Genomic DNA, 15,259 nt, shown 5'->3' with positions numbered 1-15,259 from the left:
TCAGCCCCGCGGTCTCATTCTGCGCTTGGGCGAAAAGATCAGAGCAAAGGTAAAGATCAGGCTGGCGCTGCAGATGATGGCGGCACCGCTGGGCAGATTGAAGAACCAGGAGAGTGCCAGGCCGGAGAGGCTGGCAAGCAGGGCGAAACCGGATGAGAGCAGATACATGGTATTGAGCCGGTAGGTGAGCTGATAGGCAGCCGACGCCGGACTGACCACCAGGCTGAAGATCAGAAGTCCGCCGATCGTATTCAGGTTCGCGGTAACCGTCAGGGCACAGAGCACCAGCAGCGAAAAGAAGATCGTCCGCTCCGGTACCCCGACCGCCCGGGCGAGCTCCCGGTGAAACAGGACCGCCCGGGTCTCCTTGTTCAGCACCAGCAGAAACATAATGACTACCAGTGTGTTTAAGCCGAGCAGAATAAGATCAGTCCGGCTGACGAGCAGAATGTTGCCCCAGATAAAGCGCAGCGCCTCAGTGCGCGGACCCTTGAGCAGACCGATGCCCAGAAACGCCAGCCCGAGCATGAGCGAGAAGATCACCCCGAGCGAAACTCCGGGTTCCAGATCCGCCCGTTCCGCCACCGGTCCGATGAGCAGAGCGGCGCCGCCGGCAAAGAGCAGACCGGTCAGGAGCGGATTGATGCCGAGCAGCAGTCCGCAGACCGCACCGGCAAATGCCGCATGGGACATGGCAACTCCGACAAAGGGGATGTTCAGCAGCACTACCCAGACCCCGACAATCCCGCAGGCGATACTGCCAAATACTGCTGCGAGCAGGGGCTTGACCAGGAGCTGAAATTCACTCATTGAAAAACCTCTCCAGCCGGTCCGGTGCCAGTCCGTCCGTCCTTTCCCCCTGCCAGACGATCCTGCCCGCCTTCATCAGCACCACCTGACTGCAGACTGAAGGCAGATGTTCAGGCAGATGGGTGACCATGACCACGGTCAGGCGGAAACGGACATAGATTTCGGCGATGAGCTCAAGCAGCTCCTGGACCGAACGCCGGTCCAGACTGGTGGTCGGCTCATCGAGCAGCAGGATTTTCGGCTCCTGAAGCAGGGCGCGGGCGAGCGCCACCTTCTGCTGTTCACCACCCGAGATCTGTCCGACCGGCCGGTGGCTCAGGTGCACAATCCGGAAGTAGTGCATCAGCTCGGCTGCCCGCTGACGGTCCGCCGGAGCCGGATTGCGGAAGAGTCCGAGCCGGCCGTAAAGCCCGAGCAGGATCGCCTCCTGACAGTCAAACGGCAGCCGCGGGTCAAGAACGAGGTTCTGCGGAACATAGCCGATCTGACTGCGCCAATGCCTGATAGTACGGGAAGTTACCAGCTCTCCGAAGAGACGGACGGTGCCGGAATGTATTCTGCCCAGCCCGTTGATTACGGTCAGCAGGGTGGTCTTGCCGGCACCGTTCGGACCGAGAATGCCGACAAATTCACCGGGGTTGATCTGCAATGAGATACTCCGCAGTGCGATGTGTTCAAAATAGCTTACCGTGACATTGCTGATCTCAATCGCTGGCGTCACCTGATGACCTCAGCCAGCCGGCGGGTATTATCCGAGAGAGTCTGAAAATAGGAACCTTCAAGCGGAAAGTTGCTCAGCGTGACATGCCCGATCCCGGCAGCGCGGGCAAGCTCCCGGCCCGCATCCGGCCCGGACTGAAGATTGTCCACAATCAGCCCGACTCCGGAATCAACAATCACCCGCGCCAGTCGTGAAAGCTCGCGGGCGGTCCAGTCTTCAGCCCGGCCGTAGGTGCCGACCACCCTGAACCCGAGCCAGACAAGAAACGGCGCCTGGTGCTCAGCCGCGAGAACCTGGGGCAGGTTTCTGCCGGCAAACTCCGCCTTTATCTGCCGGCTCATTGAGTCGAGCTCCTGGAGATAGCGGTTGGCATTCTGCTGATAAACCAGGCTTTCAGCCGGATCGATCTCAATCAGGAGCTGGAGGATCTCGCCCACCGCCTGCCGGTGAACCTCCGGAATCATCCAGTTGCCCGCGGTTTTAAGTGTAACGATGCGTGCCCCCGGATTCCGGAGCTGCTCCTTCAGTTTTGCAAACCATCCCTCCCAGCCGTGATTGAGGATGAGCCGGGCTTCATTTGCCGCCACCAGTGCTGAAGGCTGAAGGTCAAAATGGCCCGGGCAGAATCCTGGAGGCGCAAGAGTTGTGACCGCCACCCGTTCACCACCCACCGCACTGACGATGCTTGAAATCAGACTGGTGGTGGCAACCACCTTGATCCTTGCCGGTGCCTTGTGCCGGCAGCCGGCAGCGAGCAGAAAAAAGGTCAGCGTCAGTACCAGCCGGTAAAAGACCGCCCGCCTGCTAATCGCCATAGTCCACTCCGACGGTGAACGCCCGGCCCGGCATCAGATACAGTCCGGCGGCGGTGCCGGGCAGATCGGCATAAATCTGATACTGGCGGTTGAAGATGTTTTCCACCGCCGCAAACAGCCTCAGTTCCTTAAACAGCCGGTAACCGGCACGGAGGTCGGCGGTCCAGTAGGCGGGTATGGGCTGACGACTGGAGTCGGCAGCAAAGTAGTTGCCGACATAATGCAAGCCGGCATTGGCGTCAAGCCGGGAGCGGTTGAAGCCGAGGCTGAAGTCCAGCTTGGTTTCAGCCCGGCCCCGGGTATGGACACCGAAGTCACTGAAGGTGCCCGCACCCCGGAGCACAAATGGCTCAAACCGGAGCCGGATGGCGGTCTCCAGCCCGCGGAACCGGAAGCTGCCCCGGTTCTGATATTTCCTCGGCGGTGGCGGGTTAGGGTTGGGCACCAGTTCGATCAGATTCTCGCCCCGGAGAAGATAACCGCTGAGATCAACCTCTGCCCATTCACCCAGCTGCTGATTGATTCCGGCTTCGTAGTTCCAGGCGATCTCCGGCTTGAGCTCAGGGTTGCTGGGCGGAAAGATGTGGGTATAGTTCAGAGGTGGATAGCGGAAGCCCCGATTGACACTCAGCCGGAGCCGGGTGGCGCTGAGCGGACTTACTACCATCCCCGCCTTTGGTGCCAGCACATTACCGCTGATATTGTCCCGGGCGAACCGCAACCCGGCATTGACTGTGACCGGTCCGAGCCGCTGCTCATCCTGAGCAAACAGGTCAAACTGATTCCGCGACCAGGAGGGCCGGCTCGTGTCCGATTTTATCCAGCTGCCGCCAAGATTTCTGATCTCCACTCCGGCCTGCATCAGATTTCCGCCCGCAATCTGCCGGTGCAGATGGATAAGGCTGCCGTTGGTAAAGTCGGTTGAGTGCCAGCCGTCGCGGGGATCAAAGATGTGTTCGCCGAACAGGCGGTAGAGTTTAATCGTGCCCTCACCCAGGCCGGTCCGGAAACTGCCGGTCAGGTCGAGCCCGCCCCGGTCATAACGGTTCCAGCCGGTCGCCACCAGTGTTTCCGGGTCGGTCGCCCGCTTCGGCTCATGCTTGACCCCGCTGAAGTATTTACCCGTAAAATCCAGCTCCAGCACGGGTGAAACCTGCCAGCCTGCCCTGAGGTTCAGATCATTGCCGTTATACTGGGAGTTGGGGAGATGGCCGGCAGAGAGCGCCTTGTCAAAGGAGATAAGGCTGTGGAACCGCTGCTGGCGGGTGCCGGCGCTCAGCCGGAGCCCGGCGGTATTGAACGAACCATAATAGAGCCGGGCACCGAGGTCGAGCGGCTTCGCTGCCTGCCGGGTAACGATGTTGATCACACCGCCGAGCGCATCCGAGCCGTAAAGCGCGGAAAGCGGACCGCGGACAAGCTCAATCCGTTCCACATTGTTCAGTGGCAGTGAGTGGGTGATCGTGCAGGAGAAGAGGCTCATCTTCTCGGGCCGGCCATCAACCAGCACCGCCACCTGCGTGCCCCGGGCACCAAGACCGCGGATATCGATATCGGTCCGGCCGAACTGCCCGGTGCGCTGGATGAAGACGCCAGGCAGAAAGGCGAGTGCATCGGTTGCGGTCCGGGCAAGCGAGCGCCGGAGTTCCTCACCGGTGATGACACTGACCGCTGCCGCCACATCCCGGCGGTGATGGCGGAGCCGTTCGGCGGTCACCACCACATCCGGCAGCTGCAGCACCACCGAATCCCGGTGTCCCGCCGGTATCTCTGCCCAAACGGCGCTGATGATTAAAATAAGACTGCCCGGAATTGAAATCATATTCCGGTTCATTTTTCTGCCCTCCTGTGGTTTAAAGGTTTAATTTTATTGAGCGCAATCATACTGACCATGCCCTGTTCCACCCCCTTGAGCGCGCTCAGCCGGTCGGCAAGCGCCTGAATCCGGCGCACCGGACCGCGCAAAAGCAGAACCTCAAGGCAGTGATCAGGATCAAGGTGAATATGAATCGTGGAGATGATTTCGGTATAATGCTCGTGACCAAGCCGGGTGAGCCGGCGCACCACATCCCGGCGGTCATGCTCATAGACCAGCGCCAGCGCCGCTACCGCCGGACCGCTGCCCTGCCGCAGCCGCCGTTCCGCCAGCCAGCGCCGCACCAGATCCCGCAGCGCCTCGGACCGGCAGGTGTAGCCGGCCGCCCGAATCTCCCGGTCAAACTCGGCAAAAAGCCCGGGCTCAAACGAAACCCCGAACCGTTCGATTCTTGTCCCGTTTCTGCCCACGCCCTATGACCTCCGGATGAGCAGTGCCACAAGCCAGATAACAACCACCGGCGTAAGCATCGCCAGCCCAAGCAGCCAGCCGCTGGTAATCAGCCCGCCGGTTCTCGCCTCAAGAAACGGACCGCCCTCATAGCCCATGATGTGATCCACCAGAATCATCACCGTTCCGCCCCAGAGCATCAGACTCAACAGCCCGAGCCGGTAGCGCCAGCGCAAAACACGCCCGAGGACAGTAACAATCAGGGCGGCAAGCGCTGCCGGAATCAGCCACATCGCCGCCTCCCCTGTGGCTGAAGTTGTAACTTCTGTTCAAGTGCCAGCATCAGCAGCCAGACGAGGATGAGAACGGCGGTCATCGTCCCACCCACCGTAAACATCTCCCGCAGCATCTGTGCGGTTTCCGCTGGTGAACGCATCGCCGTCAGAAACGGTGGCCAAGGGACGACCTCGCCGTTACTCACATGCTCAACCGCCAGCATCGCCGATCCGCCCAAGAGCAGGGCGCTGAGCCGCTCCGGATGGCTCGCAGCGGGCAGTCTGCGGCGCAGTAGTGTGGTTACCACCCCGGCACCTGCCGGGACAAGAAAGCACGCCATGTTACCTCCTTTGTGTTACTTTTTAAAAAATTGTAGCACGCAGAGTCTGCCGGTCAAGAAAATCCGATATAATGGTTCAGGCTTCAGGGTGCAGCTGGCGGTAAATCTTCTCCGCCAGGCTGGCGCCGATTCCCGGCACGCGGGCGATCTCGGCGATGCCGGCGCCGCGCAGCCGGGCAAGCGAACCGAAGTGGGTAAGCAGTGCCTGACGCCGTGCCGGACCGATCCCCGAAATCGCATCCAGCTCCGACTCCAGCAGCCTCCTGCCCCGCAGCCTGCGGTGAAAGGTGATCGCAAACCGGTGCGACTCGTCCCGGATCCGCTTCAGCAGTTTGAGCGCCGGCGAGGTCACCGGAATCGAAATCTCCCGGCCGTCAAGGTAGTAAAGGGTATCGGTCCGCTTTGCCAGCCCGAGAATCGGAATCTCCCGGTCAAACTGATGATAGGCGCGGAGGGCAGCAGAAAGCTGTCCCTTGCCGCCGTCCACCAGCACCAGATCCGGCAGCGGCAGCCCCTTTTCCAGCAGTCCCCGTATCCGCCGTGCCAGCACCTCCTCAATCATCGCAAAGTCGTTCGGACCGCTGACCGTGCGGATTTTGAACCGGCGGTACTGGCTCTTGACCGGCCGGTCATCCCGGAACACCACCACCGAGCCGACCGCATTCGTGCCCTGGGTATTGGAGATGTCAACTCCTTCAATCACCCGGGGCGGTGCGGGCAGATTGAGAATCACTGCCAGCTCTTCATTTGCCTTCGGTATCCGCCTTGCCGGCGGCAGAAGCTCGACCAGCGCCTTCTCCGCATTCCGCTGTGCCAGCTCGAGCAGACTCAGTTTTGCACCCCGCTCCGGAGCAACAATCCGCACCTTCCTGCCCGCCCGCTTGCTCAGCACCTGCTCAAACAGCTCCGCACCGGGCACTGCTGCCGGCAGCACGATCTCCTCGGGCAGATCCGCGGTATGGGTGAACACCGAGCGCAGCACCCCTTCCAGAATTTCAGCGTCACTGACCGTTTCATCCGCGGACAGCGGATACTGCTCGCGGGCAACGATCCTGCCCTCCCGGATCCGGAATACTACCGCTACCGCCGCCCTTTTCCCCTTTGCCAGCCCGACCACATCCCGGCTTGTCCGGTCGGGAGAGACCACCTCCTGATGCCGGACGATCTCGCGCAGCGCCAGCAGCTGATCACGGAGAACTGCCGCCTGCTCGTAGCGCTGGGCTTCCGCCTCCTGCCACATCCGCCGTTCCAGCTCCGCAATCAGTTTTTCTGACCGGCCGGCGAGAAACTCAATCACATCCCGGACGAGCTGACGGTACTGCTCCGGGCTGATACCGCCGGTGCAGGGACCGAGGCACCGTTTTACCTGAAAATTGAGGCAGGGCGGCCTCGGATCGGATTCCGGGAGTTCCCGCTTGCAGGTCCGCAGACGGAAGATCCGGCGCACCGCCCGCAGTGCCCGGCGGAGCTCACGCGCACTCGTATACGGTCCGAAGAGCACCGAGCCGTCGGGCTTGATATTCCGGGTGATGAAGATCCGGGGAAACTGCTCCTGCACTGTGATCTTGAGATAGGGATACTTCTTGTCATCCCGGAGCCGGACATTGTAGCGCGGCTTCTTGATCTTGATCAGGCTCTCCTCCAGCAGCAGCGCCTCGGCCTCGGAGCGGGTGATAATTGTCTCAACCGTCTGCACCCGTGCCACCAGTGCTGCCAGCCGGGGATCGGACTGGGGCTGAAGATAGGCGCGCAGCCGGTCGCGCAGGCTCCGCGCCTTGCCGATATAAAGGATTTTACCGCTGTGGTCCTTGAGTAAATAGACACCGGGTTCGGCTGGTGCCGCCTGCACCTGAGCGATCAACTGCGAATCAGGAGCGCCCATGAAATTTATTCAGAATAAAAAGGTTGCCGCCAGCCTCAGCCCTTGACCACACCCAGCGGCCTCATCCGGGCAACCTTGCGGGCGATGCCGGCGCGGTGGCAGACTTCAACCACCTGATCCACATCCTTGTACGCATCCGGCACCTCCTCATTGAGCACCTCCCGGCTTGCCGCCATCACCACGATTCCCTTTGCCCGCAGCTCCGCGGCAACATCCCGGCGCTTGGTCGCCTCCAGCGCCCTGGTCCGGGACCAGACTCTGCCTGCACCATGACAGGCGGAGCCGAAGGTCTGTTTCATTGCGGTCTCGGTTCCGAGCAAAAGATAAGAGCTTGTGCCCATGTCACCCGGAATCAGCACCGGCTGACCCAGATGCCGGTATTTTGCCGGCAGTGCCGGATGTCCGGGTGCGAACGCCCGGGTTGCACCCTTCCGGTGGACACACACCTTCACCTTTTTGCCGTTTATTTCATGCTCCTCAATCTTGGCGATATTATGGGCAACATCATACACCTGGGTCATGCCCAGCCGCTCAATCGGCATCCCCAGCACCTGAGCGAACGCCTCCCGGACCCAGTGGGTAATCGCCTGCCGGTTCGCCCAGGCATAATTTGCCGCCGCCACCATGGCGCCGAAATACCGCTTCCCCTCCGGCGAATCGAGCGGTGCGCATGCCAGCTGCCGGTCCACCAGCGTAATCCCGTATTTCCGGGCTGCGGCAACCAGCGACTTCACATTGTCATCGCAGATCTGATAGCCCAGGCCTCTCGAGCCGGTGTGAATCATCACCGTAATCTGACCCTGATGAATCCCCAGCGCCTCAGCCGCCTTCGGGTCATAAACCTCAATTACCTCCTGAATCTCCAGAAAGTGATTACCCGCCCCCAGCGTGCCCAGCTGGGGCATCCCCCGTTCCAGCGCCCGCTGCGAAACTCCGGCAAGGTCCGCACCCGCCATCTCGCCATGCTCCTCAGTATACTCCAGGTCCTCAGGCGTGCCGTAACCCTGCTCTACCGCCCAGCGTGCACCCCGGGTCAAAACCTGCGCCACCGTATCCCTGGAGATCCGGATCTTGCCGGTAGAACCGACCCCGGAGGGCACATTGTGAAAGATCGCCCGCACCAGCCTCTCCAGCAGCTCGGGCTTCAGGTCCTTCCTTTCTAGACTGGTGCGCAGCAGCCGCACCCCGCAGTTGATGTCATAGCCGACCCCGCCCGGCGAAATGATACCACCGGAAACATCAAACGCCGCCACCCCGCCGATCGCAAACCCGTAACCCCAGTGAATATCCGGCATCGCCAGTGAAGAGCAGACAATTCCGGGCAGAGTGGCAACATTGGCAACCTGCTCCGGCGCCATGTCCTGCTTCACCGTCTCAATCATCCGGTCATCCGCATAGATGATGCCGTCAACCCGCATTTCCGGCTTGTAGGACTTCGGAATCCGGAACCGGGTCTCGTCAAGTTTCTCCAGAGGTCCGTTCCAGCCAGCCATACATTAAATTATAATTCCGGATCACTGCCAGGTCAACAGCAAAGACAGACGCCCGCTGTCCGGACAGGACCGGGCAAAAGCACCAGCTCTGCCGACAGCGGTAGGGGGAACTGCCCGGTGGTCAGGGTTTCTCAGGGTACAATTCAGTAAGTTATTGAATAATCATTACATATAAAAACGGGTCAATCAGCAATCCACAATCAGCTCTAACTTACTGTTTTTCAGCAGGATGGCGAATCGTTACCCGTTTGTGCCCAATTTGTGAAATTTTGCGTTTTGAATTAAAGCGATTCCTCGACTCCGTTTCACTCCGCTCGGAATGACAAAAAAGAAAAGGCACGGCACGACCGCAAGGTTAAAGTCATCTCGACCGGACCACTGCCGCCCTTTCCGTCATTTCGAGCGACGCCGAGCGATAGCGAGGCGGAGTCGAGAAATCTCTACCCTGCATTTTACATTTTTCATTTTGCACCTTGCATTGTGAAAGCGATTCCTCGACTCGCCTTCGGCTCGCCCGGAATGACCTCGCCTTCTGTCATTTCGACTGAAGCGAAGCGGAATGGAGAAATCCCTCTCTGCACATTTTGCATTGTGGAAAGGGATTCCTCGGCTCGCTCGGAATGACAAGGGGGCAAAGTCATTTCAACGACAGCCGCAGGCGCGTATTTCTTCGGTCATTTCGACCGGAGCGAAGCCGGAGGCGGAGCGGAGTGGAGTGGAGAAATCCCTTACTTCACCACCACCAGCCGGCGCCGGCTCTGCACCCCTGCACCCGCAAGCTCAAGAAAATACACACCCGCAGGCAGCGAGGGCAGGCTGATGCGGTTCTCGCCTGCCGGCAGATAACCCGCATAAACCAGCCGCTCCTGCCCGCTCACATCCCGCACCACCAGCCGGTAATCACCAGCACCGGGCAAAGAAAAATGCAGTCCTGCACCGGTCATGACGGTATTTGATGTGCTCATTAAAATTGCGCGCCATTTTCCCTCTTCAATTCCTTGAGGGTAAGCAAGTTTAACAAGCAGAAAACAATCCTGTCCATTCGTCATTGCTGTGCCAAAAACATAAAGACTGGCGGAATCGGCAAATCTCACCCTGTAGGCACAATTAATAGTGTCCTGATGATAACACCAAGTCCAGTTGGTGTCGCCATCATAAGAACATTGAAATAAAATCACCGAACTCTGCTCGACGGCGGTATCACTAATAACTGTAAGCACCAGCAAATTGCCCTGCCAGTCAATCGTCAATCCGTTACCCAGAGTCCAGTAATGCTCCCCAAAACGAAATGTTTTTACCCATTGTAATTGCCCGTCCTGACTGTATTTCAACAGCACCGTGGAAAATGGAGTCCTGGGCGGTGTGCTGTAACTACCGGCACTGCCAACAAGGTAAATACCATAATTAGTGGATATCAGCTCGGATGCCTCGTCCTGGGCTTGGAAGTCAAAAGTCTGATACCAGAGCACACCTCCATCAATACTCCACTTCACAATCAGAAAATCATACTGCTCTGCACCCAGCCCCACCTTGCCGGCGCCGATAATACTGCCATCGTCAGAACAGGAAAGTGATACTATATGCTCCTCCGGATAACCGAAATCATACACCTTCAGCCACAGCGATTCACCAGCGGGTGAAAGTTTCATCAGCTGTGCATTACTCCCGCGTCCACCGGCGACATAAATGTTCAGTGATTCATCGCTCGTCACCCCGGAGAAGTAATTTGTCTGCCGCGGATACACCCGCCGATACCAGCACAGATTGCCGTTCCGGTCATATTTAACCACTCCGCCACCCGAAGTCATTGAGCCCGCAATGATAACATTCCCTGCCCGGTCAACCGCACAGCCGTGAAGCCAGTCCAGATAAGGACTGTCAAACACCCGGGTCCAGACCGTATCGCCGTCACGGTTATAACGGATGAGCACAAAGACCGGATTGGAATCTGCATATGCTTCGCCAACCAGAATCGCCTCTTGCGTATGGGGATCAACGCCACCCAGTGCCCAAGTCTCATCAGCATAATCAAATCGCCGTGTCCAGAGCGTATCCAGAGCATAAACTGGTTTTAACAAAATGAGAGATAGAAGGGGGAGAAGCAGAAACCCCACCGCTTCTCCCCCTGTATGTCCAGCTGAACCGGTTTTACCACTTGCCTTCAGCATGGGTGTAGATAATTGCTTCGGGGGGCACCTGAAAAGCATGCTCGCCTTTAACAAAGTGAGAATGGGTGACATTAGGACCGTGATATCCAGTATGATGCCATGATAACGAATCCGAGTGTCGTCTTCTTTTCGGACCCGGGTCCAGCAGATTAACCAACTGTCCATCAGCGTTTAATATCTGATACCACATGTCCAGATAAAGTTGACCCCGATCAGGCCGGATAGTCTTCCCTCCACCGTCATACCATTTCCAGCCGTTATTATCAACCCAAGTTGTAAGCCACGATTCAGCCCTAAACCCACCGTCGCTATGAATATCAATTGTAGCGGTAGGATGCTGAACCAGCTGTTCGGTAGCGGTCAGATATCCTCGCTGATGCAGCTGTTCCAATGTTACTTCAACGAACTCAGCACCGGGTGTCTCGCTATCTTCACTGTAATCTTCAAAGATAATTGCCTGTGGATAGCCCTCAGCGCCGGTATACTCATACAGATAGTAATGCACGGTGCTGGTGCCCTGCGCTACCAGCAGGGGGGGCGAAAAGCAGGGCGGTGACCAAAAGCAGGCTGGTGTTCTTACAGTTCATGCTTACCTCCTTTTTGCAGCCTTCTGCCTGCTGTTCTTGGTGGCTCTGCCACCTGAAAATAATAACCCGTCCCCCGCCTTCTGTCAAGCGGTCTGCTCCCCTGTTTTCATTTTGCACTTTGCATTGTAGACGGGGCTCCTCGGCTCCGTTCCACTCCGCTCGGAATGACCTGAAGGGACAAGCGATTCCTCGACTCGGCTGACGCCTCGCTCGGAATGACCTCGCCTTCTGTCATTTCGACTGAAGCGAAGCGGAATGGAGAAATCCCTCTCTGCACATTTTGCACTTTGCACTTTGCATTGTGAAAGCGATTCCTCGACTCCGCTCGGAATGACCTTTCCTCCCGTCATTTCGACCGAAGCGGAGAAATCCCTTGCTTAATTCTGCATTGTGGAAAAGGAATGCCTCGGCTTCGCCTCGCTCGGAATGACACCTCTTTTCGTCATTTCGAGCGACGCCGAGCGATAGCGAGGCGGAGTCGAGAAATCCTACCCTGCATTTTACATTTTTCATTTTGCACCTTGCATTGTGAAAGCGATTCCTCGGCTCGCCCGGAATGACCAAGGGGGCAAAATCATTTCAACGACAGCCACAGGCGCGTATTTCTTCGGTCATTTCGACCGGAGCGAAGCCGGAGGCGGAGCGAAGTGGAGAGATCAATTACTTCACCACCGCAAACTCTCCGCCGGTTAGCAATACTTGACGAAAACGGTTAAGGGTCTATTCTTTAATCAGATAAAGAAAGGAGCATATATGAAGCTGGTAAAAGCATTGTTTGTGGCCCTGTTTCTGCTGTGTGCCGAGATGCAGGGCACACCGCTGATTGTCCGGACCGGTAATGTCAACAAGCCGTTTCAGCTGCTGGGCTGGGTGACCGCCACCTATTACGAGCACAATCAGCTCTACGACTGGACCCAAGACCGGTTTGACCGGGTGTCAACCCCGCTGAAGGTCTTCAATGCCGATCTGATGGCCGGTATCGGTCTGCCGGGTAACATTGACCTCAATCTTGTGATGCCGGTAACAAGCAAAACCTACGGTAATCTCAATTCCAGCGGTATCGGGGATATGATGCTCATGGCGCGCTACGGGCTGTTTCAGGGTTCAATCCTGCCGCTGCGGGCAGCGCTGGGCATGGGTCTTTACCTGCCAACGGGCAAAAAGGATGCGACCCCGGCGCTGGGCGACGGCTCAACCGACCTCGGATTCGGCGTTTCGCTGATCACCGCCAATATCCCGTTTGTCACCGGCCATCTGCGTGGTGCCTACTGGCTCAACGGCAAGAATGGTGATGTCAAGTATGGCAATCTGCTGGAGTATGTGGCGGTGCTGGATTTGGGCGTCCTGCCCGGCCTGACTCCGGAACTGGCACTTTCCGGCTATACGCAGGACCGGCAGCAGGTCAGTGGGATCGCAGTTCCCAATTCCGAGCTGAACCGGAGCTTCTTCCATGCCCTGCTGATCTGGAAGCCGCTGCCGATGCTGACGATCCGGCCGAAGGTGGCACTGCCACTCAAACCGCTGTGCAAAGGTGGCGGTCTGGCAGACTTTTATCCCGGACTGGATGTCTGGGTAACTGTGCCTTAAAAGATTGACACCGGTTTTAACCGGCGTATTTTAAGTTACAGGGTTAAAGTCAGCCTGAAAAGGAGGCAGCCGTGAACCGCTATGCGGTAATCTTGTGTCTGTTAATCGGTGCAACAGTGGCGCTGAACCTGAGCGCCAGCGATGCCGACACCAGGACCGGAAACCGGTTAATGGGCAAGGGCACAAAATCCGCCACTCAGCCGGGCAACGATGGCGGCGCCTTCGGCATGGTCTGGACGAGCCGTCAGAGCTCACCACCGCCGGGCAGATACTGGTGTCCGGGAACAGGCGTAGTGCGGGATACAGTTTACTTCCTCGGCGGCAGAATTGATTACGGCGGCGGCAACACCAACTCCACACGAACCATCTGGGCATATGTGCCGGCAACCAACAGCTGGATTACCACCGGTCTGCCGACCCTGCTCGTGCCCCGTCGGGCAGGCGGTGGTGGCAGAATCGGCAACAAAATCTATGTTGCCGGTGGCAGAGATTCAACCCATACTACCCTGAACACCTGCGAGGAGTTTGATGTTGACACCAAGACGGTAACCTCAAAGGCAAGCATGCCCGGTGCTGGCTGCTGGGCGTGTGCCTCGGCGGTTGCAGGTAATAAGCTCTATATCATCGGCGATGAAAACAACTCCGGCAACACCTATGAATATGACCCGGCAGCGAACCAGTGGTATACCAAGGCGTCACTGCCTGCAGGCAGAGGCTGGGCAGCGGCTGCCGGTGCTCAGGGCAGGGTTTATGTGTTTGGCGGCAGTGATGCTGCCGGCAACACCCTGAGCGACTGCTGGGAGTTCAATCCCGCAAACAACACCTGGACCCAGAAGGCAGCAATGCCCGGACCGCGCATCTATCATTCGGCGGTGACTTACAACGACACACTGATTTTTGTCATCGGCGGCGCAAATGACGGAGCCGGCTATGGTGACAGTCTGGTCTACTGCTACCATGTGCCGAGCAACACCTGGCGCATAATGACGCCGATGCCCACCAGCCGGGGCTGGCTGATGGCAAACCAGGTTGGTGATGCGATCTATGCCAGTCTCGGTTCGGACTGCAGCACTCCGACCTATCTGACGGTCAACGAAATGGCGCGATTTCTGCAGCACGATGTCGGGGTTGCCCGTCTGTCGCCCGCCAATCGCACCCCGCCAAATCAGCGGGCGGTCTTCAGGATGCTGGTGAAGAATTATGGTGAAGCCAATGAGGATTTTACCGTGCGGATGGCGGTGTATGATTCCATCGCCGGTAATAATGTGATTGAAGATGAAAAACCGGTGACCGGACTGGGACCTGGTGACTCGCTGTGGGTGGTGTTTGATTCGCTGACACCGGTAACTGGTAATGTGTATCTGGTAACCGCGAGCGTCACTCTGACCGGAGACGAGAACCCGGCTAACGACACCCTGCGCACCCGGGTTGAGGTCCGGCTCGGCAGTGACCCGGACGGGTTCGGCTATATTTACGAGTCTACGCAGGAACCCGGGGATACGGTGCGGTTCTTCTGGATTGATCCGACCGCGGGCACACCGGTTACCGACTGGAGTCCGAATGCGGATGACGGCTATTCGGTCCGGAGTCTGCCCTTCACCTTCCGGTATTACGACCAGTACCTGAACACCATTAACATCTGCACCAACGGCTTTCTGGAGACCAGCACCCTGACCAGTTTCAGCAACACCTCCTTTCCGACCGCAATCACCAACCACATCGCCGGCTGGTGGGATGACTTGGACCTGCGCAGTGCCGGCACGGTCTATCAGTATAACGACCCTGCGGGCCAGTATGTGGTGTTTGCCTGGGTGAATGTCCCGCGCTACAATGCCCCGGCTGAAACCCAGACCTTTGAAATTGTCCTCTACCCCAACGGGGTAATCCGGTACAATTACCTGTCCATGAATGGAACACTCAACTCCAGCACCGTCGGCATTCAGGGGCTGAACGGCAGCAACAACTGGTATCATCAGTATCTCTATAACGGTGTGCCGGCACACCACATCGTTGACGACTCGGTGGCGATCATCTTCTATTATCCGCCGTATCTGGGAACCGAAGAAACGACATCACCGGCAGTCAGCGTAAGCAAACTGCCGTCAATTCTTGCCGGTCGCGAACTGAAATTACCGGCAGAGTTTCATCACGGACGGGTCACCATCTACGATGTTCACGGCGGAGTGGTCAAAACGGTTGAATGTGCCCGCAGACTGAACCTGAAGCACCTCCCGGCCGGGGTGTATGTGGTGCAGCTGGAGAACGGTACAACCGTCAGCACCCGGAAACTGATTCTGATGAAATGAGTCTAATA

Annotated in this window: 13 protein-coding genes; 2 read left to right on the top strand and 11 right to left on the bottom strand. The window is 58.0% G+C overall.

Annotated elements, in window-relative coordinates; translation table 11 throughout:
• The 11 genes from ABIK48_06360 to ABIK48_06310 all read right to left on the bottom strand — a co-directional run bounded on the left by ABIK48_06360 (position 1) and on the right by ABIK48_06310 (position 11,276).
• Positions 1-810 (bottom strand): metal ABC transporter permease, encoded by an 810-nt coding sequence (locus tag ABIK48_06360; protein MEO0021781.1) that lies wholly within the window; start codon positions 808-810, stop codon positions 1-3.
• Positions 803-1,531, bottom strand: a complete 729-nt coding sequence (locus ABIK48_06355; GenBank protein MEO0021780.1) for an ABC transporter ATP-binding protein — start codon at positions 1,529-1,531, stop codon at positions 803-805. The genes ABIK48_06360 and ABIK48_06355 overlap by 8 nt, the downstream gene beginning before the upstream one ends.
• A complete protein-coding gene (locus tag ABIK48_06350; protein MEO0021779.1) occupies positions 1,528-2,346 on the bottom strand; it encodes a metal ABC transporter substrate-binding protein in 819 nt (272 codons plus the stop codon). The genes ABIK48_06355 and ABIK48_06350 overlap by 4 nt, the downstream gene beginning before the upstream one ends.
• Entirely contained in the window at positions 2,336-4,180 is a 1,845-nt protein-coding gene (locus ABIK48_06345; protein MEO0021778.1) for a TonB-dependent receptor, read from the bottom strand. The genes ABIK48_06350 and ABIK48_06345 overlap by 11 nt, the downstream gene beginning before the upstream one ends.
• Positions 4,177-4,632 (bottom strand): nickel-responsive transcriptional regulator NikR, encoded by a 456-nt coding sequence (nikR, locus tag ABIK48_06340; GenBank protein ID MEO0021777.1) that lies wholly within the window; start codon positions 4,630-4,632, stop codon positions 4,177-4,179. The genes ABIK48_06345 and nikR overlap by 4 nt, the downstream gene beginning before the upstream one ends.
• A 3-nt stretch (positions 4,633-4,635) precedes the next feature.
• Positions 4,636-4,905, bottom strand: a complete 270-nt coding sequence (locus ABIK48_06335) for a hypothetical protein (protein MEO0021776.1) — start codon at positions 4,903-4,905, stop codon at positions 4,636-4,638.
• A complete protein-coding gene (locus tag ABIK48_06330) occupies positions 4,896-5,228 on the bottom strand; it encodes a hypothetical protein (GenBank protein ID MEO0021775.1) in 333 nt (110 codons plus the stop codon). The genes ABIK48_06335 and ABIK48_06330 overlap by 10 nt, the downstream gene beginning before the upstream one ends.
• A gap of 76 nt (positions 5,229-5,304) precedes the next feature.
• On the bottom strand, positions 5,305-7,089 hold the full coding sequence (uvrC, locus tag ABIK48_06325) for an excinuclease ABC subunit UvrC (GenBank protein MEO0021774.1): 1,785 nt from the start codon (positions 7,087-7,089) through the stop codon (positions 5,305-5,307).
• A 56-nt stretch (positions 7,090-7,145) separates the two neighbouring features.
• A complete protein-coding gene (locus ABIK48_06320; protein ID MEO0021773.1) occupies positions 7,146-8,603 on the bottom strand; it encodes an RtcB family protein in 1,458 nt (485 codons plus the stop codon).
• A gap of 728 nt (positions 8,604-9,331) precedes the next feature.
• A complete protein-coding gene (locus ABIK48_06315) occupies positions 9,332-10,717 on the bottom strand; it encodes a T9SS type A sorting domain-containing protein (protein ID MEO0021772.1) in 1,386 nt (461 codons plus the stop codon).
• Positions 10,718-10,751: 34 nt separating this feature from the next.
• Positions 10,752-11,276 carry a hypothetical protein gene (locus ABIK48_06310; GenBank protein ID MEO0021771.1) on the bottom strand — a complete coding sequence of 175 codons (525 nt, stop codon included), beginning with the start codon at positions 11,274-11,276 and terminating at the stop codon, positions 10,752-10,754.
• 835 nt (positions 11,277-12,111) lie between these two features.
• On the opposite strand from ABIK48_06310, the gene ABIK48_06305 reads away from it, so the two are divergent.
• Entirely contained in the window at positions 12,112-12,945 is an 834-nt protein-coding gene (locus ABIK48_06305; protein MEO0021770.1) for a transporter, read from the top strand.
• Between the two features lie 71 nt (positions 12,946-13,016).
• Positions 13,017-15,251, top strand: a complete 2,235-nt coding sequence (locus ABIK48_06300) for a kelch repeat-containing protein (GenBank protein ID MEO0021769.1) — start codon at positions 13,017-13,019, stop codon at positions 15,249-15,251.
• Positions 15,252-15,259: the final 8 nt, after the last annotated feature.

This window comes from candidate division WOR-3 bacterium, assembly GCA_039801085.1.
Lineage (GTDB): Bacteria > Hydrothermota > Tepidihabitantia > Tepidihabitantales > Tepidihabitantaceae > JAOABP01.
The sequence above is the reverse complement of the archived record's forward strand: the minus strand, read 5'-3'. Positions and strand labels throughout refer to the sequence as shown.

Excerpts from the sequence above, each read along its gene's own strand:
- ABIK48_06360 (MEO0021781.1), bottom strand. The coding sequence starts at position 810 with ATGAGTGAATTTCAGCTCCTGGTCAAGCCCCTGCTCGCAGCAGTATTT.
- ABIK48_06350 (MEO0021779.1), bottom strand. The coding sequence starts at position 2,346 with ATGGCGATTAGCAGGCGGGCGGTCTTTTACCGGCTGGTACTGACGCTG.
- ABIK48_06345 (MEO0021778.1), bottom strand. The coding sequence starts at position 4,180 with ATGAACCGGAATATGATTTCAATTCCGGGCAGTCTTATTTTAATCATC.
- ABIK48_06335 (MEO0021776.1), bottom strand. The coding sequence starts at position 4,905 with ATGTGGCTGATTCCGGCAGCGCTTGCCGCCCTGATTGTTACTGTCCTC.
- ABIK48_06330 (MEO0021775.1), bottom strand. The coding sequence starts at position 5,228 with ATGGCGTGCTTTCTTGTCCCGGCAGGTGCCGGGGTGGTAACCACACTA.
- ABIK48_06320 (MEO0021773.1), bottom strand. The coding sequence starts at position 8,603 with ATGGCTGGCTGGAACGGACCTCTGGAGAAACTTGACGAGACCCGGTTC.
- ABIK48_06305 (MEO0021770.1), top strand. The coding sequence starts at position 12,112 with ATGAAGCTGGTAAAAGCATTGTTTGTGGCCCTGTTTCTGCTGTGTGCC.